This window comes from Streptomyces sp. NPDC046859, assembly GCF_040645135.1.
In the GTDB taxonomy this organism is placed as follows: Bacteria; Actinomycetota; Actinomycetes; order Streptomycetales; family Streptomycetaceae; genus Streptomyces.
In genome coordinates, this window is record NZ_JBEYXR010000004.1 from 48,258 (window position 1) to 69,050 (window position 20,793).

General features: G+C 72.2%; 12 protein-coding genes. 7 read left to right on the forward strand and 5 right to left on the reverse strand.

Annotated features, from left to right (window positions below):
• The first annotated feature begins 44 nt into the window (after nucleotides 1-44).
• Nucleotides 45-1,727, forward strand: a complete 1,683-nt coding sequence (locus tag ABZ899_RS06675) for a carbohydrate binding domain-containing protein (RefSeq protein ID WP_361341709.1) — start codon at nucleotides 45-47, stop codon at nucleotides 1,725-1,727.
• Nucleotides 1,728-1,923: 196 nt separating this feature from the next.
• On the opposite strand, the gene ABZ899_RS06680 is transcribed toward ABZ899_RS06675, so the two are convergent.
• Genes ABZ899_RS06680 through ABZ899_RS06690 form a run of 3 tightly spaced genes read right to left on the reverse strand, consistent with a single transcriptional unit; the run spans nucleotide 1,924 to nucleotide 7,116 of the window.
• Complete coding sequence (locus tag ABZ899_RS06680; RefSeq protein WP_361341712.1) at nucleotides 1,924-4,971, reverse strand: glycoside hydrolase family 38 C-terminal domain-containing protein; 3,048 nt, start codon at nucleotides 4,969-4,971, stop codon at nucleotides 1,924-1,926.
• Nucleotides 4,972-5,014: 43 nt separating this feature from the next.
• Nucleotides 5,015-6,355 carry a 6-phospho-beta-glucosidase gene (locus tag ABZ899_RS06685; RefSeq protein WP_361341715.1) on the reverse strand — a complete coding sequence of 447 codons (1,341 nt, stop codon included), beginning with the start codon at nucleotides 6,353-6,355 and terminating at the stop codon, nucleotides 5,015-5,017.
• On the reverse strand, nucleotides 6,352-7,116 hold the full coding sequence (locus tag ABZ899_RS06690; protein ID WP_361342489.1) for a DeoR/GlpR family DNA-binding transcription regulator: 765 nt from the start codon (nucleotides 7,114-7,116) through the stop codon (nucleotides 6,352-6,354). Before ABZ899_RS06690 ends, ABZ899_RS06685 begins: the two co-directional genes overlap by 4 nt.
• Nucleotides 7,117-7,266: 150 nt before the next feature.
• Here ABZ899_RS06690 and ABZ899_RS06695 point away from each other — a divergent pair, with 150 nt between their 5' ends.
• From ABZ899_RS06695 to ABZ899_RS06720, 6 genes are all read left to right on the forward strand, one after another.
• Nucleotides 7,267-8,286 (forward strand): carbohydrate kinase family protein, encoded by a 1,020-nt coding sequence (locus ABZ899_RS06695; RefSeq protein ID WP_361342492.1) that lies wholly within the window; start codon nucleotides 7,267-7,269, stop codon nucleotides 8,284-8,286.
• Between the two features lie 61 nt (nucleotides 8,287-8,347).
• Complete coding sequence (locus tag ABZ899_RS06700) at nucleotides 8,348-9,634, forward strand: extracellular solute-binding protein (RefSeq protein ID WP_361341718.1); 1,287 nt, start codon at nucleotides 8,348-8,350, stop codon at nucleotides 9,632-9,634.
• Nucleotides 9,634-10,593: a sugar ABC transporter permease gene (locus tag ABZ899_RS06705; protein ID WP_361341720.1), complete on the forward strand. Its 960-nt coding sequence runs from the start codon at nucleotides 9,634-9,636 to the stop codon at nucleotides 10,591-10,593. Before ABZ899_RS06700 ends, ABZ899_RS06705 begins: the two co-directional genes overlap by 1 nt.
• Nucleotides 10,594-10,605: 12 nt before the next feature.
• Nucleotides 10,606-11,445 carry a carbohydrate ABC transporter permease gene (locus ABZ899_RS06710; RefSeq protein ID WP_361341723.1) on the forward strand — a complete coding sequence of 280 codons (840 nt, stop codon included), beginning with the start codon at nucleotides 10,606-10,608 and terminating at the stop codon, nucleotides 11,443-11,445.
• On the forward strand, nucleotides 11,442-14,378 hold the full coding sequence (locus ABZ899_RS06715) for a glycoside hydrolase family 2 TIM barrel-domain containing protein (RefSeq protein ID WP_361341725.1): 2,937 nt from the start codon (nucleotides 11,442-11,444) through the stop codon (nucleotides 14,376-14,378). The genes ABZ899_RS06710 and ABZ899_RS06715 overlap by 4 nt, the downstream gene beginning before the upstream one ends.
• 124 nt (nucleotides 14,379-14,502) lie before the next feature.
• Complete coding sequence (locus ABZ899_RS06720; protein WP_361341727.1) at nucleotides 14,503-15,396, forward strand: alpha/beta hydrolase; 894 nt, start codon at nucleotides 14,503-14,505, stop codon at nucleotides 15,394-15,396.
• Between the two features lie 17 nt (nucleotides 15,397-15,413).
• On the opposite strand, the gene fxsT is transcribed toward ABZ899_RS06720, so the two are convergent.
• Together fxsT and ABZ899_RS06730 are read right to left on the reverse strand one after the other, a co-directional pair.
• Nucleotides 15,414-19,481 (reverse strand): FxSxx-COOH system tetratricopeptide repeat protein, encoded by a 4,068-nt coding sequence (fxsT, locus tag ABZ899_RS06725; protein WP_361341729.1) that lies wholly within the window; start codon nucleotides 19,479-19,481, stop codon nucleotides 15,414-15,416.
• A complete protein-coding gene (locus ABZ899_RS06730) occupies nucleotides 19,468-20,760 on the reverse strand; it encodes a TIR-like protein FxsC (RefSeq protein WP_361341732.1) in 1,293 nt (430 codons plus the stop codon). The genes fxsT and ABZ899_RS06730 overlap by 14 nt, the downstream gene beginning before the upstream one ends.
• Nucleotides 20,761-20,793 lie beyond the last annotated feature (33 nt).

Sequence of the window (20,793 nt, forward strand, 5' to 3'; positions counted from 1 at the left end):
CACCTGTGCACTCCCGAACACCCCACCTTTCCCAGGGAGATGACGTGCGCAACCGACCTCTCGCACGGCTCAGACGCCGTGTCCTCGCCCTCGTCGGCACGGCGGCTCTCGCGGTCGCCGGGGCCGTCGCCCTGCCCGGCACCGCTCACGCGGCCAACGTCCTGTCCAACCCCGGCTTCGAGTCGGGCGGGCTCTCCCCGTGGTCCTGCACCGGCAACCTCGGCTCCGTGGTCGCCTCGCCCGTGCACGGCGGATCCGGGGCGCTGGCCGGGGCGGCGAGTTCGAGCGACAACGCCCGGTGCTCGCAGAGCGTCGCCGTCCAGCCGAACACGACGTACTCCCTCAGCGGCTGGGTGCGCGGCTCCTACGTCTACCTCGGCGTGGACGGCGGCGCCTCCACGTGGACGTCGTCGCCGTCGGCGTACGCCAAGCTGTCGCTCACCTTCACGACCGGCGCCTCCCAGACCAGCGCCACGGTGTATCTGCACGGCTGGTACGGGCAGGGCACCTACTACGCCGACGACATCGGCCTCGACGGGCCCGGCGGCGGCTCGGACGGGCAGGCGCCGAGCGCCCCCGGCAACCTGCGCTCCACCGGCAAGACCTCGACGAGCGTGTCGCTGGCGTGGAACGCCTCGACCGACAACGTCGGCGTGACCGGCTACGACGTCTTCCGCGGTTCGACACAGGTGCTCAGCGTCTCCGGGACGAGCGCGACGGTCGGCGGGCTGTCGCCCAGCACCGCCTACACGTTCACGGTGAAGGCACGGGACGCGGCCGGGAACGTCTCCGCGGCCTCCGGCTCCGTCTCCGTCACGACCGACGCGGGCGGCGGGGGCGGCACCGGCTTCAAGCAGGCCGCGCCCTATCTGTACCTGGGCTGGGGCGATCCGCCGAGCGCGACGTCGGTGATGAGCGCGACCGGGATCAAGTGGTACACGATGGCGTTCATCCTGTCCTCGGGCGGCTGCAACCCGGCCTGGGACGGGCAGCGCGCGTTGACCGGCGGCAACGACCAGAGCGTCATCAACTCCATCCGGGCCGCCGGCGGTGACATCGTCCCGTCCATCGGCGGCTGGAGCGGCAACAAGCTCGGGCCGAACTGCTCCTCCGCCGAGGCGCTGGCGGGTGCGTACCAGAAGGTCGTCGACGCCTACGGGCTGCAGGCGATCGACGTCGACATCGAGAACACCGACGAGTTCGAGAACGCGACGGTGCAGGACCGGATCCTGAACGCCCTGAAGATCGTCAAGGCGAACAACCCGGGGCTGCGGACGATCCTGACCTTCGGCACCTCCACCACCGGGCCCACCTCCTGGGGCAACCGGCTGATCGAGCAGGCCAAGGCGCTGAACGCGGACATCGACGTCTTCACGATCATGCCGTTCGACTTCGGCGGCGGCGCCGACATGTACGGCAGCACCGTGAACGCGGCCGAGGGGCTGAAGACCAAGCTGAAGTCCACGTTCGGCTGGGACGACGCCACCGCCTACGCGCACCTCGGCATCTCCGGCATGAACGGGCTCTCCGACCAGCAGGAGCTGACCTCGCCCGCGACCTGGACGCAGATCCGGGACTGGGCGAACTCCCGGCACATCGCGCGGCTCGCCTTCTGGTCGGTCAACCGCGACCGGTCCTGCCCGGGCGGCGGTGTGACGAGCAACTGCTCCGGCATCAGCCAGAGCACCTGGCAGTTCACGTCCATCACGGCCGGCTTCACGGGCTGAGACACCGATCACCCACGCCGGGAAAGAATCTTCCGGCGTGGGTGTATCAGACGGCGTCCCGCGCGCTCATGACACTGCAAGGCCGACGGGGGGTCCGTACGGGGGAACCACGGGGGATACGGGGGGGAGCACGGGGGCTTCGGGCCGGCCGGCGCTGTCACGGGGGTGGCTGCCGGCCGGCCCGAAGGTTGCGTTCTCAGCGCCGTTCGGCGCGCTGGAGACGCAGGGTCAGCACCTGGAAGGGACGCAGGGAGACCGGCACCCCGCCGTCCGCGGCGACCGGTTCCAGCGGCCGTTCCAGCAGGTCGGTGATCTGGGCACCGGCCAGCGGGAAGCCGGTGCGCAGCACGGCCCGCGCCCGCCCGCCCCGGGACTCGTAGAGGCGTACGACGACATCGCCCGAGCGGTCGTCGGCCAGCTTGACCGCCTCGACCGTCACCCCGTCGCCGTCCACGGACACCACCGGCTCGGGTGCGCCCGCGGCGTCCGCCACCCGCAGCGGCAGGTTGAGGGCGTAGCCCTCGGCGACGGCGTCCTCGATGCTCGCGCCGGGCAGCAGCGCGTAGGTGAGCCGGTGGAGGCCCTGGTCGGCCTCGGGGTCGGGGATGCGCGGGGCGCGGACCAGGCTGAGACTGACCCGGGTCGTCGTGCCGCCGTCCTCGCGGACCGTGCGGGTCACGTCGTGGCCGTACGTGGAGTCGTTGACGACGGCGACGCCGTAGCCGGGCTCGGCGATGTGCACCCAGCGGTGCCCGGAGACCTCGAAACGGGCCGCCTCCCAGCTGGTGTTGGTGTGGGTGGGCCGCTGGACGTGCCCGAACTGGATCTCGGCGGAGGAGTGCGGGGCGCGGACGTCCACCGGGAAACCGGCCTTGAGGATCTTCTCGGCCTCGTGCCAGTCGATCTCGGTGGCGAAGTCGATCCGGGGGCTGCCGGCCCGCAGCGTGATCGTCTGGGTGATCGTGGAACCCCGGCCGAAGGCGCGGGCGACCCGGACCGCGCCGACCAGCGGGCCGTCCTCGACCACGGTGACCGACTCGGTCGCGCGCAGTTCGCGGTAGCGGTTGCGGTAGTGCTTGTCGATGTCCCAGGCGTCCCAGTAGTTGGGCAGGTCGGTGTGCAGGCGCAGCAGGTTGCCGGCGCCGGCGAGCACCTCGCGGTTCGCCCGCAGGTCGAACACCGAGGCCAGGGTGCCGTCCTCGGCGATCTCTACGCGGACCAGCCCGTTGTCGAGGACGCGTCCGGAGACGGTGACCGGCCGCTCGGGCTCCGTGGCCACGAAGGGGGCGCTGCCGTTCGCGGGGACGGTGACGTAGGCGGGCGCGCCCTCGGGGGTGCGGACCACTTCTGCGCGGTCGAACGGGCTCGTGTTGAAGACGTGGGCCCCTCCCCCGCCGAGCGCGGCCACCGCCTCGGCGGTCAGCTCCTCCAGCTCCTGGGCGACCCGGGCGTACTCGGCCTCCGCCTCGCGGTGCACCCAGGCGATCGAGGAGCCCGGCAGGATGTCGTGGAACTGGTGCAGCAGGACCGTCTTCCAGAGCCGGTCCAGCCGCTCGTACGGGTAGGCGTAGCCCGGCGCGTGCAGAGCGGCCGTGGTCGCCCACAGCTCGGTCTCGCGCAGCAGGTGCTCGCTGCGCCGGTTGCCCTGCTTGGTGCGGGCCTGGGAGGTGTAGGTGGCGCGGTGCAGCTCCAGGTAGAGCTCGCCGTTCCAGACGGGGGCGTCCTCGTACTCGGCGCGGGCCTTGGCGAAGAACGCGTCCGGGTGCTCCACGACGACCTTCGGCGAGCCCTCCAGGTCGGCGAGCCGGCGGGCCCGCTCCATGATCTCGCGGGTGGGGCCGCCGCCGCCGTCGCCCCATCCGAAGGGGGCGAGGGAGCGGGTGCCGCCGCCCTTCTCCCGGTAGTTGCGGACGGCGCGGTCCATCTCCTCGCCGCTGAAGCAGGCGTTGTAGGTGTCGACGGGCGGGAAGTGCGTGAAGATGCGGGTGCCGTCGATGCCCTCCCACCAGAAGGTGTGGTGGGGGAACTTGTTGGTCTGGTTCCAGGAGATCTTCTGGGTCAGGAACCACTCGTTGCCGGCGAGCTTGGCGAGCTGCGGGTAGGCGGCGGTGTAGCCGAAGGAGTCCGGCAGCCACACGCCCTTGGTCTCGACGCCGAAGTGCTCGATGAAGAACCGCTTGCCGTGGATCAGCTGGCGGGCGAGGGCCTCGCCGCCGGGCAGGTTGCCGTCGGCCTCGACCCACATGCCGCCGACCGGCGCCCACTGGCCCTTCTTCACCGACTCCTGGATGCGGGCCCACACCTGCGGGTAGTTGTCGCGCACCCATTCGTACTGCTGGGCCTGCGAGCAGGCGAAGACGAACTCCTCGTACTCGTCGGCCAGGGACGTGACGTTGGAGAAGGTGCGGGACGTCTTGCGCTTGGTCTCCCGGATGGGCCACAGCCAGGCGGAGTCGATGTGGGCGTGCCCGACACCGGAGATGGTGTGCGCGCTGGCGTGCGCGGGCCTGGCGAGGACCGGCGCGAGCACCTCGCGGACGGCGGGGGCGCTGCCGGGGACGTCGTCCAGGTCGAGGGTGTCCATGGCGCGGTCGAGGGCGTGCAGGATCTCGTGCCGGCGCGGCTCGTGCTCGCCGAGGTGGACCATGAGTTCACGCAGCACCGCGAGGTCGAGGTCGAGGTGCCAGACCTCCTCGTCGAGGACGGCGAGGTCGGCCCGACGGAAGGTGTACAGGGGCCGGTCGCCGGCGGTGAGGACGTCGCCGAGCGGGGTGGGGTGCGCGAAGCCGTCGGCCAGGATGTCCGGGTTGGAGGCGGCCTCGACCAGGTAGTGGACCTCCTCGCCGCCCGCCACCGGGTTGCCGATGGGCACGTACTGGTTGAGCGGGTTGACGGCCTTCACGGGGCGGCCGTCGGCGAGGTGCACGAGGCCCTCGGCCTGGTTGCCGGGCCAGTCGCCGACGAAGCCGAGGTCGATGACCGCCTCGACGCGCCGCCCGGCCCACTCGGCGGGCACCCGGCCGCGCATCCGGAACCAGGTGGTGCCCCACGGCGGGCCCCACGGGGTGCCCGTCGCGAAGGGCGTGTAGGGGGCGGCCGCCGCCTCCTCGAAGGGGACCGGCTCGCCGGGGGCCTGCCAGGCCTCGACCTCGAACGGGACGGTGGCGGCGTAGATCGCGGGCTTGATGCGCTGGGTGTGGACGCGCTCGACGCGCTCCTCGATCCGGCGGCGTTCGTCGTGCATCGGGGTCTCCAGGGAGGCAGAGAACAGGGGCGGGGGAAAGGCCCTAGGTGAGGTAGGCCAGACCGGGGTGGACGGAGGTGTAGCCCTCGACCAGCCGGCGGGCCACGCCGACCGAGTCGACCAGCGGATGCAGCGCGAACGCCTTGACGGCGGTGGTGCGCGAGCCGGACTCGGCGGCGGCCAGCACCTCGCGTTCGACGGCCTTGACCGAGCAGACGAGCCCGGTGGCGTGGTCCGGCAGCGGGGCGGCGGCGACCGGGTGGGCGCCGTTGGCGTCGACCAGGCAGGGCACCTCGATGACGGCGTCGGCGTCGAGCACCGACAGGGTGTGCCGGTTGCGGACGTTGAGGATCAGGGTGGTGCGTTCGTCGCGGGCGATGGCCCGCATCAGCGCCAGCGCCACCTTCTCGTAGCCGCCGGACAGGTCGTCGGCGTCGCGCTCGCCGGCGCCGGCCGTCTCCCGGTTCTCGGACATGTAGGTGGCCTCGCGCTCGGCGCGGGTGCGGTCCCAGATCTCCAGGGCCGGGGCGTCCGGGTCGCGCATCCGGTCGTAGAAGCCGGCCTGCTGGTCGCGCAGGAAGGCGCCGCGGGTGCGCTCGGCCTCCTGGTAGGCGCGCACGGCCTCCCGGTTGAAGTAGTAGTAGTGCAGGTACTCGTTGGGGATCGCGCCGAGCGAGCGCAGCCAGTCGGCGCCGAACAGCTTGCCCTCCTCGAAGGAGCCGAGCAGTCCGGGGTCGGCGAGCAGCCGCGGGAGTTCGTCCCGGCCGGCGACGCGCAGGCCGCGGACCCAGCCGAGGTGGTTGAGGCCGACGTAGTCGATCCACGCCTCGGCGGGGTTCCGCACGCCGAGCACGCGGGCGATACGGCGGCCGAGGCCGACGGGCGAGTCGCAGATGCCGATGACGCGGTCGCCGAGGTGGCGGGACATGGCCTCGGTGACCAGTCCGGCCGGGTTGGTGAAGTTGATGACCCAGGCGTCGGGGGCGAGGCGGGCCACCCGCCGGGCGATGTCGACGGCGACGGGCACCGTGCGCAGGCCGTAGGCGATGCCGCCCGCGCCGACCGTCTCCTGGCCGAGGACGCCCTCGGCGAGCGCGACCCGTTCGTCGTCGGCCCGGCCCTGGAGGCCGCCGACGCGGATCGCGGAGAAGACGAACTCGGCGCCGCGCAGGGCCTCGTCGAGGTCGGTGGTGGCGGTGACCTCGGGGGCGTCGGGCACCCCGGCGGCCTGCTCCGCGAGCACCCGTGTCACGGCGTCGAGCCGGCCGGCGTCCAGGTCGTGCAGCACGACCCGGGTCACCCGGCCCTCGGCGTGGTCCGCCAGGAGCGCGCCGTACACGAGGGGGACGCGGAATCCTCCGCCGCCCAGAATCGTCAGCCTCACGTCTGCACCTTTCCCGCCACGACGACCTCGACGCCGGCCTCCTCGAAGGAGGACCGCGTCGCCGTGTCGACCGGCGCGTTCGTCACCACCACGTCCAGGTCCTCCGGACCGCACACCTTGGCCATGCCGTGGCCGGGGAACTTCGCCGCGTCCGCGAGGAGGACGACCCGGGCGCCGGCCTTGATCATGGCCCGTTTCACCGGCACCTCGACGACCGTCGTGTCCATCACCTGCCCGCCCGGCCGCACTCCGCTGGTGCCCAGGAAGACCCAGTCGGCGTGCAGCTGGCGCAGGTTGTCCTCGGTGAGGAAGCCGACCAGGGAGCGGTACTCGCGGCGCACCATGCCGCCGAGCAGCACCAGTTCGATGCCCTCGTCGTCGGCCAGTTCCTCGTAGACCACCAGATTGCTGGTGATCACGGTGAGCCGGCGGCCGTGCAGCTGCCGGGCCAGCCGGAAGGCCGTGGTGCCGATGTCCAGCAGCACCGACTGACCGTCCTCGACCAGCGCGGCGGCGTGCGCCGCTATGGCGTCCTTCTCGGCCACCCGCACCTCGGCGACCTCGGCGAAGGGCTGGTCGCCCTCGTCCGCCACGGCACCGCCGTGCACCCGGGTGAGAAGTCCGTCCTCCTCCAGCTTGACCAGGTCGCGCCGGATCGTGGCGGGGCTGACGCCCAGCTGCTCGGAGAGGTCGGTGACGGCCGCGGGCCCGCCGGAGCGCAGGGCCCGCAGGATGAGTTGGTGTCGTCGTTCTGCCAGCACGACGTGCACAGTACTCGTCATCTTCAATCATCGCCATGCTCATTTCTGCTCGGGTATTGACCAATCCCGTCAAGCGGCGCACGATTCCGGTCACCGAAATGAAGAGTTCTGATGATCTCCCCAGCGGGACCCGAGCGAGAGGACGCACCCGTGGACGACGACCGGCCCGATGTGCTGCTGACCGGGCTGCTCTTCTACGACCTCGTCCTCACCGGACTCGGCGGCCCGCCCACCCCCGGCGAGGAGATCTGGACCGACGGCATGGGCTGCGGCCCGGGCGGCATCGCCAACCTCGCCGTCGCCGCCGCCCGCTTCGGCCTGCGCACCTCGCTCGCCACCGTCCTCGGCGACGACCTCTACGGCGCGTACTGCCGGGACGTCCTCGCCGGCCAGGAGGGCATCGACCTCTCGCTGTCCCGCACGGCGAGCGCCTGGCCCACCCCGGTCACCGTCTCCCTGGCCTATGGCCGGGACCGCGCCCTGGTCACCCACGGCCAGGAGCCCCCGTACAGCCAGGACACGCTGATGGCCGACCCGCCCCCGGCGCGCACGGCCCTCGTGCACCTGGAGCCGGAACGCCGCGCCTGGCTCGCCAAGGCCGCCGCGAACGGCACGCACGTCTACGCCGACGTCGGCTGGGACTCCACCGGGCGGTGGCCCCGGGACCTGCTCGACCAGCTGTCCCTGTGCCACGCCTTCCTCCCCAACGAGGCCGAGGCCATGGCCTACACCCGCACCGCCGGCGCGTCCGAGGCACTGCGCGCACTCGCCGATCTGGTGCCGGTGGCCGTGGTGACCCGCGGCGGCCGGGGCGCGCTCGCCGTGGACCAGACGACCGGCGAGTACGCCGACGTGCCCGCCCTCGACATCGATGTCCTCGATCCGACGGGTGCCGGGGACGTCTTCGGGGCGAGCTTCGTCGCGGCCTCCCTCGGCGGCTGGCCGCTGGAGGAACGCCTGCGCTTCGCGGTCCTCGCCGCCGGCCTCTCGGTGGGCCACCCCGGCGGAGCGCTCGCCGCTCCCGGCTGGTACGGCGTCGACCGCTGGTGGCGCTCCCTGACCGACCCGGACCTGCGGCGGGCGTACGGCTTCCTCGCGGACCGGCTCCCGGCCGATCCGGGACCGCCCGTCGCGTACCCGCCCGTCACCCCGCCCGCACCGCGGCGCTGACCCTCCCCCCACGTCCCCTCCCATGCGAAGTCCCGAACAGATCCGAAAGGCGGTGGGAGCTGTGCGGCTCTCACGAAGAGGCCTGCTGCGCGCGGGCCTGGCCGGTACGGCCGCCACCGCGCTGGGCGGCCTGGCGTCCGGCTGTGCCATCCCGACCGGCTCCACCGGCCGCAACATGGTCCTGTGGTACTGGAGCGGCGGACTGAGCGACACGGTCGTCGAGAACGCCAAGGCGCGCTACGGCGGCTCCGTCGACCTCGACGCCATCCAGATCGGCGGCTACTACCGCTCCAAGCTGATCACCACGCTGGCCGGCCGGGCCCACATCCCGGACATCGCCGGGCTCCGGGGCGAGGACATGGCGTCCTACCTCCCGAACGCCGACCAGTTCGTGGACCTGCGCACGCTCGGCGCGGAGAGGCTCAAGGGCCGGTACCTGGACTGGAAGTGGCAGCAGGCCGTCGCCCCGGACGGCAGCCTCGTCGGGCTGCCGATCGACGTCGGCCCGGTCGTGCACTACTACCAGCCCGCCGTCTACGAGAAGGCCGGCCTGCCCCACGAGCCCGCGGACGTCTCCCGGGAACTGGACACCTGGGAGAAGTTCTTCGCGGCCGGCGAGCGGCTGAAGAAGCGGCTGCCCGGCACATCCATCCTCACCGACGTCGTCAGCGTCTTCGAGATGTCCATCGGGCAGGGCACCACCCGGTTCGTCGACGAGGACCGGCACTTCATCGGGGACGGCCCGCATGTGCGCGCCTGCTGGGAGCGGGCGGTCGAGGCCAAGCGGCGCGGCATCGTGTCGGACATCGTGTCCGGCACACCCGACTCCATCTCGGCCACCGAGAAGGGCAAGCTGCCCAGCCAGCTCAACGCCTCCTGGGCCGCGGGCGACCTCAAGCTCGCCTACCCGAAGACGAAGGGCCGCTGGCGGGTGGCCGACTGCCCGGGCGGCCCCTCCAACGTCGGCGGCTCCTTCCTGGCGATCACGAAGGCGTGCCGGGAGCCCGAGCGGGCGTTCGAGATCATCAGCTGGATGCTCGACGCCCCCAACCAGGCGCAGGGCTTCGTCGACGCCGGGCTGTTCCCGTCGACCCCGGCGTCGTACGCGATGCCGAAGCTGCGTGAGCCGGACCCGTTCTTCGGCGGGCAGATCACCATGGACGTCTTCGGGCCGGCCGCCGAGAAGATCCCGGTCGCCTTCAACAGTCCCTACGACGTCGCGCTCGGGCAGCCGGTCCGCGACGAGATCAAGAACGTCGGCGTCCTCGGCAAGGACCCCGCGAAGGCCTGGGAGGACGCCATGGGCAAGTGCCGGCGCATCGCCAAGCACCTGGGGGTGGCGTTCTGATGGCCGTCGCCGAACAGACCCCGCCCGCCGTGGACCGGATACGGCCCGCCACGGCCCCGCCGCGCACGGGGTGGCGCAGGCACTGGCACCTGTACGCCGCGATCTCCCCGTTCTACCTGCTCTTCCTCGCCTTCGGCCTGATCCCCGTCGGCTTCTCGCTCTATCTCTCCCTGCACCGCTGGGACGGCCTCGGCTCGATGGAGTGGGCCGGCCTGACGCAGTATCAGTACCTGTTCACGGACGCCGACTTCTGGCAGTCGATCGGCAACACGCTGGTCATCTGGGCGCTCGCCACCTTCCCCATGGTCTTCCTGGCGATGGTGACGGCCGTGATGCTCAACTCGGCGGTCCGCTTCAAGAACGCCTACCGGTTCGCGTACTTCCTGCCGAACGTCACGTCCGTCGTCGCCGTCGCCATCGTCTTCGGGTCGGTCTTCTCCACCAACTTCGGGCTGGTGAACGCCTTGCTGCAGGCGGTCGGCGTGGACCAGGTGGCCTGGCTGAACACCCCGTGGGGCATCAAGGTCGCCATCGCCACGCTGATGACCTGGCAGTGGACCGGCTACAACGCGATCATCTTCCTCGCCGGGCTCCAGACCATCCCGGGCGACCTGTACGAGGCGGCCCGTATCGACGGCGCCGGCCCCGTGCAGACCTTCTTCCGGATCACACTGCCGCTGCTGCGGCCGACCCTGCTGTTCGTGCTCGTCGTCTCGACGGTCACCGGACTGCAGAGCTTCTCCGAACCGCAGGTCCTGCTCCAGACCACCGCCAACGAGTCCACGTTCTCGGGCGGTCCCGACCACGCCGGCCGGACGATGGTCCTCTACTTCTTCCAGCAGACCTTCGACAACAACGACTTCGGGTACGGCGCCGCCGTGGCGTGGGGCATCTTCCTGGTCGTCGTCCTCTTCTCCCTCGTCAACTGGCGCCTGGTGCAGCGCCGGGGCGACCAGTAGGAAGGCCGCGACATGGCATCCATCAAGGGCTCCGGACGCCGGGGCATCGCGCTGCACGCGTCCCTGATCATCGGTGTGCTCCTCTCGGCCTTCCCGTTCTACTGGGCCGTGATCATGTCGACGCACACCTCGTCGGAGATCTTCTCCTACCCGCCGAAGCTGCTGCCCGGCTCGCATTTCACGGAGAACGTCCGCCACCTGTTCGACACGGTCGACTTCTTCGGGTCGATGGCGAACTCGCTGCTGGTGGCGACGGCGGTGACGTTCCTGGTGCTGTTCCTGGACTCGCTCGCCGCCTTCGTGTTCGCGAAGTTCGCCTTCCCCGGCAGGAACGCGCTGTTCGCGCTGCTCATGCTGATCTTCATGGTCCCGGCCCAGATGGCCGCGATCCCCCAGTTCGTGATCATGGCGAAGATCGGCTGGATCGGCTCGATGACATCGCTGATCGTGCCGGCCGCCGCCAACGCCTTCGGCATCTTCTGGATGCGCCAGTACATGCGGAGCGCCATCCACGACGAACTCCTCGACGCCTCCCGGCTGGACGGCGCGAACTTCCTGCGCCAGTACTGGCACGTGGCGCTCCCGGTCGTCCGCCCCGGGCTCGCCTTCCTCGGCATCTTCACCTTCATGAGCCAGTGGAACGACTACGCCTGGCCGCTGATCGCCCTGACGGACCCCGGCAACGTGACCCTCCAGGTCGCGCTGTCCCAGCTCAACGGAACCCACGGCACCACCGACTACGGCATGGTGATGACCGGCGCGGTCCTCGCCCTGGTGCCGCTGCTGATCGTCTTCGCGATCGGCGCCCGGCAGATCATCGGCGACCTCGCCAAGGGAGCCGTCCGCGGATGACCGAGCGCCCCTTCTCCCCCGACCCCCTGATCGCGCTGCGCCCCTGGGAGGCGCCCGAGCTCACCTCCTGGAACCGCCTCCCCATGAACGCCGTCGACCGGCGCTCCGGAGCCATCCCCTTGGACGGCGACTGGCGCTTCCAGTTGCTGCCCGCTCCGGACGCGCCGGTCGGCGGTGCCTGGTCGACGGCGTACGTGCCCGGCGCCTGGACCGTCCAGGACAGCGGCGACCAGCCGCAGTACACCAACGTCACGATGCCGTTCCCCGACATCCCGCCGCACTCCCCCGCCGCCAACCCCACCGGGGTGTACGAACGGGAGGTGGACGTGCCCGCCGGGTGGGCCGGACACCGGATCGTGCTCCAGGTGGGGGCGGCCGAGAGCGTGCTGCTGGTCCATGTGGACGGGCGGCCCGTGGGCGTCTCCAAGGACTCCCATCTGGCCGCCGAGTTCGACCTGACGCGGGTGGTCCGGCCCGGCGGCCGCGCCACCGTCCGGCTGACCGTCGTCAAGTGGTCCGACGCCTCCCACATCGAGGACCAGGACCAGTGGTGGCACGGCGGCCTCACCCGCTCCGTCCTGCTGTACGCCACCGACCCGCTGCACCTGGCCGACGTGACCGTGCGCGCGCGGCGCGGCGGCGACCTGCGGGTCGACTGCCAGGTGCGCGACGCGCGCGGCCCGCTGCCCGAGGGCTGGCACCTGACCGGAGAGCTGGACGGTGTGCCGCTCGCCCAGGACGCCGCGTTCGACCGGGCCAACGCCGCGGACGAGCGGGTCTCCGGCTTCCTCGGCGAGGCCCGGCTCGCGGCCACCGTGCCGGACGTGCGGACCTGGACGGCGGAGACGCCCGAGCTGTACGCCCTGACCGTCCGGCTGCACCGCGCCGACGGCACGGTCGCCGACACCTCCCGGCACCGCGTCGGGTTCCGGGATGTCGAGATCGTGGGGCGGGACCTGCTCGTCAACGGGGAGCGGGTCTTCGTCCGGGGTGTGAACCGGCACGACTTCCACCCTCTGACCGGCCGCACCGTCTCCCCCGGCGACCTGCGAGCCGACCTGGTCCTCCTCAAGCGGTTCGGCTTCAACGCGATCCGCACCGCCCACTACCCGAACGACCCCGCGCTGTACGACCTGGCCGACGAACTCGGCTTCTACGTCGTCGACGAGGCCGACATCGAGGCGCACGACCACGCCCACGAGCTCGCCGGCGACCCGCGCTACCTCAACGCCTACGTGGACCGGGTGGCGCGCATGGTGCTGCGCGACAAGAACCACCCGTCGGTGATCGTCTGGTCGCTGGGCAACGAGTCCGACTACGGTGCGCACCACGACGCGGCGGCGGGCTGGGCCCGCCACCACGACCCGACGCGCCCGCTCCAGTACGAGGGGGCCGCGAAGCTCGACTGGGCGGCGACGGACGACGCCTCCGACCTCGCGTGCCCGATGTACGCGCCGATCGAGGAGTGCGTGGCACACGCCCTGTCGGGACGGCAGACCCGGCCGCTCGTCCAGTGCGAGTACTCGCACGCGATGGGCAACAGCAACGGCACGCTCGCCGACTTCTGGGCGGCCGTCGAGGGGACGCCGGGCCTTCAGGGCGGGTTCATCTGGGAGTTCTGGGACCACGGCATCCTGCAGCGCGTGAGCGACGGACGACCGGCCGGACGCACGGGCCCCGCCCTCCGCGGTGACGGGGTCGCCCCGCCCGGCCACCGCTGGGCGTACGGCGGCGACTTCGGCGAGCGCGTCCACGACGGCGCGTTCATCGCGGACGGCGTGGTGTTCCCCGACCGCGCGCCCAAGCCGGCCCTGTACGAGCACCGCGAGATCGCGGCGCCGGTACGGATCGAGTGCCTGAAGCACGAGGGTGTCGTGCTCGGCAACCACCAGCACTTCCGGGGTCTGGACTGGCTGGCCGGCGAATGGCGCCTCGAACTGGCCGACGGGACGGCGCTGAGGGCCCCGGCCCGCCTGCCCGATCTGCGCCCCGGGCAGACGGCCGCGGTACCGCTGCCCTTCGAGGTGCCGCGCGAGGGCGGCGAGGCCTGGCTGACGCTGCGGGTGACGGTGGCCGAGGACCAGCCGTGGGCGCCGCGCGGCACCGAGCTGTGTGTGCCGCAGGTACGCCTGCGCGGCCCGGCTCCGGCGCCCGTACCACCGGTGAGCGGCGGGGTGCGGGTGGACGGTGAGGGCCTGCTGCTGCACCCGCTGCTGACGGCGGCGCCCACGCTCACCCTGTGGCGGGCGCCCACCGACAACGACGAGATCGGCGGCATGGCCCGCCGCTGGCGCGACCTGGGCCTCGACACGCTGGTCCGCGAGGTGGTGTCCGTGCGCGAGGAGGCCGGGCGGATCACGGTGGAGGCCGTGTACACGGCAGGCAGCGCCGTCGTCCGGCACCGGCAGGTGCTGACGCCGGTCGAGGGCGGTGTGCGGATCGAGGAGGAGGCCGGGCTGCCGGAGGAGTTCGACGACGTGGCGAGGGTCGGCACGGTCTTCGAGACGGTCGCCGGTCTCGACCGTATGGAGTGGTTCGGGCAGGGGCCGTGGGAGTCCTACCCCGACCGCGCCGCCGGGGCCCCGGTCGGCCATCACACCCGCCCGGTGGACGAGTTGTTCACGCCGTACCTGCGTCCGCAGGAGAGCGGCGGCCGGCACGGGGTACGCCGGTTCACCCTGTCGGGAGCGGACACGGGCGGTCTGGGGGTCACGCTGGACGAGCCGCGCCAGGTGTCGGTGACGCGCTTCCGGGCCGAGGACCTCACCGCCGCCCGCCACCACGCCGAACTGGTCCCCCGCCCCGGCTGCGTCGTCCACATCGACGCCGCCCACCGCGGCCTGGGCACGGCGTCCTGCGGCCCGGACACCTCACCCGGCTACCTCGTCGCACCGGGGGTGCATCGGTGGAGCTGGACGCTGGAGGTGGTCTGAGGGCCGTTCACAGCGGGCCGGAAACGCCCGCACACCGGGATGATCTGGGGCACGATGGGGAATGGCCGATGCACGACCACACGGCATGCCGCAGCGGGCGGGGGGCTTCGAGAGGGGGCCGCGCATGCTCAGAGAGGTGCACACGGGGGACGGGAGACGATTAGCCGTCGAGATCAGTGGAGATCCCGGCGGCTCGCCCGTGTTCCTGCTGCACGGCACCCCCGGCAGCCGGCTCGGGCCGGCGCCCCGGCCGATGCTGCTCTACCACCAGCGGGTCCGGCTCATCACCTACGACCGCCCCGGTTACGGACCCTCGGACCGGCTGCCGGGCCGCCGGGTCGCGCATGTCTCGCAGGACGTCGCCGCCATCGCTGACGCCCTGGGCGTGGAGCGCTTCGCCGTGGTCGGCCGCTCCGGCGGCGGCCCGCACGCCCTGGCCTGCGCGGCCCTGCTGCCGGACCGGGTGACCCGCGCCGCCGTCCTGGTCAGCCTCGCCCCCCGGGACGCGGACGGCCTCGACTGGTTCGCGGGCATGACCGCCTCCAACGTCAACGAGTACACCAAGGCCGAGGACGGGCCCGACGAGCTGGCGGACAGTCTGCGCAAACGGTCGGTCGACATCCGGTCCGATCCGCGCAGGCTCCTGGCCCAGCTCCGCTGGGAGCTGACCGAGTCGGATCTGCGGGTCATCTCCGACGCGGGCATCCGCGCGATGCTGCTGCGCAACTACCGGGAAGCGCTCAGCGTGTCCGCGGACGGCTGGGTGGACGACGCCCTGTCCTTCTGCGCGCCCTGGGGTTTCTCCCCCGCGGACATCTCGGTGCCCGTGCTGCTCTGGCACGGCGAGCGGGACGGGTTCTCCCCGGCCAGCCACACCAGGTGGCTGGCCGAGCGCATCCCCGGGGGGCGGGCCGTCGTGCACCCGGAGGAGGCGCACTTCGCGTCCCTGCGGGTGCTGCCGGACGTGTTCACCTGGCTGGTCGGCGGACGCTCCCGGCTGGCCGCCGACCCCGTCTGACGTCCGCCCGCCGCCGGTCACACGGCCGGCGGTTCCAGATCCCGGTGGATGCGCTTGCCCTCGCGGGCGCTGACCGTGTGCGGATGGTTCTCGCCGAGCAGCCGGACGAACTCGTCGTGGCTGCTCTTGCGGAGCTGGTCGGCCTCCGGGACCCGGTTCAGGGCGCGCAGCGTCACCCCCAGGTTGGCGCGCGAGACGATGGTGTCCGGGTGCTGGTCCCCCAGTGTCGGCTGGAAACCCGTCACCGCCGTCCGCTCCAGTTCCTCCGCGGCGCGCAGCTCGTTCAGCTCCGCCAGCACGTTGGCCAGGTTCACCGCGCAGGCCAGTGTGTAGGGGTGCCGCTCGCCGAGGACCTCCTTGAGGATGGCGAGGTTCTTCTCCAGCAGTGCCCGCGCCCGGCTCACCTCACCGGAGCCCCGCAGGAAGATGCCGAGGTTGTTGACGGCGGCGAGCGTCGCCGGATGCCGCTCGCCGGGCGCCGTGCGGTACTGCCGCACGATGTCGAGCGCCAGCGACAGGGCCTCCTCGCGCGCCCCGGTGGCGTACAGGTCGGTCGCGTAGTTCAGGGTGCAGTCCAGCACGTCGGGGGTGGTCGCGGGGGTGTCCCGCAGCCGGTACTGCTCCCGTGTCTGCTGGGTGAGCGCCCGTGCCTCGTCCACCCGCCCCGCCTTGCGCAGCGACACCGCGAGGCTCTTGGCGCTGCGCAGCGTCTCCGGGTGCAGGTCGCCGAACAGCCGCCTGTACGCCTCGTAGCTGCTGCTCAGCAAGGAGATGGACGGCTCGTACTGGCCGGTCTCGCGCAGGTCGCGCCCCAGGTTGGTGATGCTGATCAGGGTGTGGGGGTGCGAGGCACCGAGGTCGTTGCGCCGCAGGTCGTAGATCTCCTGGTCGACGTCCCGGGCCTCGGTGTAGCGGCCGAGCAGCCGTAAGCACACCGCGCGGTTGTTGTTGGCGCTGAGGGTGCGCGGGTGGTCCTCGCCGAAGTTCTCCTTGAAGCCGTCGTACGCCTCGGTCGCCAGCTCCAGCGCGTCCTCAAACCGGCCGATGCTGCCGAGGTCGGTGGCGAGGCCGCTGGCCGTCATCAGGATGTGCGGGTGGCCGGGCAGCAGCAGGGCGCGCTGCTGCGCCAGGGTGTCGGAGCCCAGTTCCTCGGCCTCGACGTACTTGCCCAGGGAACGCAGCACGTTGGCGATGTGGAAGCGCAGGTGGAGCAGCTGGGTGCGGAGTTCCGTCGCGTACCGGCGTTCCTCGGCGAGGCCGCGCGGGGCACGGGGGTCGGCGGAACGGCCCGGCCCGGACGCGGGCTCCCCCGGGCCGGGCGCCGCCTCCAGGGCGGCGATCCGGGCCCGGCTGTCGGCCAGTTGCTGCTCCCACAGGCTGCGCAGGGAGCCCGCGAAGGACAGCGCGGCGTTCAGGTCGCCGCGCTTCCACAGGTAGCGCACCCGGTCGATGAGGAGCTGGCGGGTCTTCGGCTCGTCGCAGGTGCTGGCCTCGGACGCCTCCAGGTGCGGCCAGATCGCGGCGAAGGTGGGCTGGTTCTTCGGGTCGTCGATGGGTTCCTCGCCGGACGGCCGGGCACCGGCCAGGATGCGGTGCACGACGTGCTGGGCGTCCTCCTGCTCCCGGGCGGTGAGCTGGGAGCGGATCACCGACTGCACCAGCCGGTGCACCTGGATCGACTCGGTCGCCCGGTCCACCTTGGCGAGGGCGAACCGCCCGATCTCGCGGATCACCCGGCCGAGCACCATCTTCTCCTGGAGCGAGGGGTCCAGCTCGGACAGGACGCTGGTCATCTCGTCGCCGTACAGCAGCTCCATGGAGATGGGTTCGGCCGCGAAGAAGGCGCACAGCTGGAGCAGGCGTACGGCCGCCGGGGAGCGCTCCTTGAGCCGCTCGATGGAGACGTTCCAGGTGGCGCCGACCGGCTCCGGGTAGTTCGCGGGCTGGCTGAGCGACAGCACCCGCGCCGCCTGGTGCTCGAGTTCGGCGAGGTAGGTGTCGACGGGGGTGCCGGTCTCGGCCAGCCAGGCGCCGGCCTGGTCGAGGGCCAGCGGCAGGTCGCCCACGGCGGCGGCCACCCGGTCGGCCTCCTCGGTGGTGAGGTCGGCGGCCCGGCGCAGCAGGTGCTCCACGCTCTCCTCGCGCAGGAAGGGGTCGATCTCCAGGGCCTCGCCGAAGTGCAGCCACGTCTGGTTGCGGGAGGTGACCAGGACGTGGCCGGTGCCGCCGGGGAAGTGCCGGCTGACCTCCTGCGGTTCGTCGGCGTTGTCGAAGACCAGCAGCCAGCGCAGCCCCGAGGACTGGCGCAGGTGGTCGCAGACCTCCAGGGCGGCCTGGGCGGCGTCCTCGCCGACCCGCAGGCCCAGCCGGCGGGCGAGGTCGGTGAGGGAGGACACGACCAGTTCGTTCTGCTCGGAGGGGATCCACCACACCAGGTCGTAGTCGGCGGCGAAGCGGTGCACGTACTCCAGCGCGATCTGCGTCTTGCCGACACCGCCCAGCCCGTAGAGGGCGTACGGCGCCGCAGAGCCCGCCGAGGAGCTGCTGCCGAGCCCGTCGCGGAGCTTCTCCAGCAGCGCGCTGCGGCCGGTGAAGGACGCGTTGCGCGGGGAGACGTTCCAGAACTTGGGCACGGTGTCCGGGAAACGGGCGTCCCGGAGCGCCACCTCGTCGGTCAGTTCGGCGGGCAGCGGCGGCTTGCCGAGCGCCCTCAGCAGCGCGGACGCGGCGGCCTTCTCACTGGTGCGCACCAGGTCGATGGCGGGCCGCTCGCCGAACGTGGGCGCGGGCCGCAGGTCGCCGACGCGGACGGCGACCACCTGGCGGCGGCCGGCGAGGTCGCCGCCGGTGGCGGCGTCCCACACCTGGCGGGCCCGTGCCGAGCGCTGGAAGGCCGGGGAGAGCACGAAGACGGTCCGGTCGGCGGGCTTCTCGGCGCCGTCCCCCTCGCAGCCGACGTACCGGCGGGACACCTTGAACCCCGCGCGGGACAGCTGGGAGGTGATCCAGTCGGCCCACATCCGGTCCTCGGACACATAGCTGAGGTGCAGGTCGACGGGGAGGGTGAGCCGGGGCCGGGTGAACTTGGCGGTGACGGTCTCGCGCAGTTCCTTCGGCATCCGCGGCAGGGCGACCACGGCCTGGCCGCTGATCACGCCGGTGAGCCGCTCGAACGCGGACAGCAGGGACGTGGCGTTGCCGGTCTCGTCGCCGAAGGTGGCCAGTGTCTCCTCATAGGCGTAGTACGGCCGGTAGGGCACCTCCACCGAGCCCCAGTAGTCGGTGAGTTCGTCCTCGGTCAGACCCGAGGGGAACCCGTCGAACTTGGCGCGGGCCAGGGCCCGTCCCGCGTCGGCCTTCTCCTTCTCGCCCTCGTCGATGCGCATGGGGACGGGCAGGATGCGGATACGGCGGCTGCGGAACCGGTCGCGGATGTCGTGGGCGACGGCGGCCGCGCCGTCGATGCTCTGGTCGCTGAGGGTGAAGCAGTCGACGAGCACGTCGGGCAGGTGGGCGGTGCAGATGTCGGCGATGTCGGACAGCCCGGTGCGGCTGTCGACGAGGACGTAGTCGTAGTTGTGGCGCATGTCCTCGCGCAGCGCGTCGAAGAAGAGGCCGCCGCCGAGCTCGTCGTAGAAGTGGTCCCAGTCGAAGGTGCTGACGAGCCCCGAGTAGTCGCGGTCCTGGCGTCCGGCCGAGACCAGGTCGAGGGTGCCGGGCTCGGGGAACGACCAGTCGAGGGAGACGGCGTGGCGCTGGATGCGGGCGTAGTCGAGGTGCCAGTCCGGCGGCCGGCTGTCGGCGCCGTCGGGGTCGGTGGCGTCGGTGGCGGCCCAGGCGTAGTCCTTGAGCATGTCGATGACGCCGGTGGTGGCGCCGACGGTGGCCGGGTCGAGGAACGGGTGGAAGAAGCGGTGCAGGCCCGGTGCCTCCAGGTCCCAGTCCACGGCGAGGACGCGTTTGCCGTTGGCGGCCAGGATCCACGCCACGTTGGCGAGGGCCATCGTCCGTCCGGTGCCGCCCTTGTACGAGTAGAACGTGACGATGCGGCCGGACCGGCCGTCCTGTTCGTCAAGGCTGCTCATCGCGGTCTTCCTCCTCGGCGTTCCGGCGGTGTCCCTGGGGTCGGCTGTCCGCGTGGTCCTTCCCGCACAGCCGGAATCGCTCGGTGCCCTGTCCGGCCGGGGGCCGGGCCTGGGCCCGCTTGCGGTACTCGCCCTCCGCCCAGTGCACGACGTCGGGCAGCACCCCGGCGAAGGTGCGCTGGTCCGGCACGCCCCGGACGGCGGGCCGGCACACCTGCCGGCCCAGCCGGATGCGGCGCGGCAGGGTGGCCTCGGCCTCCATGCCGAGTTCGTGCTCGGCGTCGTCGCTGTCGGGGTCGTGCTCGTTCCACGGCACGACCAGGCCGGTCGGCGGCAGGTCGGAGGCGTCGAACGCGGCGAGGGCGGCGCGGCGTTCGGGGTCGCGCAGCACCCAGCGGTCGAGGAGCACGACCTCGGGTCCCTCGGCCGGCCCCGCGGTGTGGTCGAACGCGCGGATGTCGGGCCGGAACGCGAGTCCTTCCGCGATGCCGGCGGCGACCTGCGCGAGGGGCTGCTCGGACGCCGGGAGGTAGGGCGTCCAGTCGACGGCCGAGTCACCGTAGTAGTCGGGGGTGCGGCCTTCGGGCAGCCGGTCGCGGGTGGGGGCCGCCACGCTGATGCGCAGGGTGCGGCCGGTGGTCGACGTGGTGGCGGGGGTGGCCGCGAAGGCGTCGGGTCCTCCGCTGAGTTCGATGCGCTCGGCGTGGTCCACGACGATGCTCTCGCCGATGTCGACGATGCGCCGGGCCAGATGCAGGACGGCCTTCTCGTAGTCGTTGCGGAAGGCTCTCAGCTTGGCCAGCCCGTACAGCCCGAACGTGCGGTAGCGCTGCCCGAGTTCGGGGTGCACGTACTGCACGTCCTTGACGGCGTCGGGCAGCCGGTGGTCGGGCACCGGCGACCACAGGGCGGGCACCACGGCGCTGGGGACGCCCGGCTGTCCGGCCGTGCGGTGCCGGGCGGGGCGGCTGCCGAACGCGGCCCACTCCCTTCCGCACCAGGTGCTGATGAAGTACCGCGGCGAGTACAGCGGTACGAACACCCGGCAGCGGGCGAGCGAGTCGCAGAGCTCCTGAGGCCAGATCTGGCCGACCCGCATCGTGCCGTCCATGAATCCGGGGGCGCCCCGGTGGTCCGTCATGTTCTGGATGTGCTCGCAGAGTTCGTCGTAGAGACGGTGGACCCACAGATCGGGGTTGGCCGAACCGGAGCCGTCCTGCGGCATACGGGCGTAACTGAGGAAGAAATAGGGGGCGGTGGCATCCCCCGGTCGTTCCATCGGCACCACGCGATCCCCCGATCCCGTCCCCCT

Bases quoted from the DNA above. Each gene is read 5' to 3' on its own strand.
- ABZ899_RS06730 (WP_361341732.1), bottom strand. From the start codon at position 20,760: ATGGAACGACCGGGGGATGCCACCGCCCCCTATTTCTTCCTCAGTTAC.
- ABZ899_RS06720 (WP_361341727.1), top strand. From the start codon at position 14,503: ATGCTCAGAGAGGTGCACACGGGGGACGGGAGACGATTAGCCGTCGAG.
- fxsT (WP_361341729.1), bottom strand. From the start codon at position 19,481: ATGAGCAGCCTTGACGAACAGGACGGCCGGTCCGGCCGCATCGTCACG.
- ABZ899_RS06680 (WP_361341712.1), bottom strand. From the start codon at position 4,971: ATGCACGACGAACGCCGCCGGATCGAGGAGCGCGTCGAGCGCGTCCAC.
- ABZ899_RS06715 (WP_361341725.1), top strand. From the start codon at position 11,442: ATGACCGAGCGCCCCTTCTCCCCCGACCCCCTGATCGCGCTGCGCCCC.
- ABZ899_RS06705 (WP_361341720.1), top strand. From the start codon at position 9,634: ATGGCCGTCGCCGAACAGACCCCGCCCGCCGTGGACCGGATACGGCCC.
- ABZ899_RS06710 (WP_361341723.1), top strand. From the start codon at position 10,606: ATGGCATCCATCAAGGGCTCCGGACGCCGGGGCATCGCGCTGCACGCG.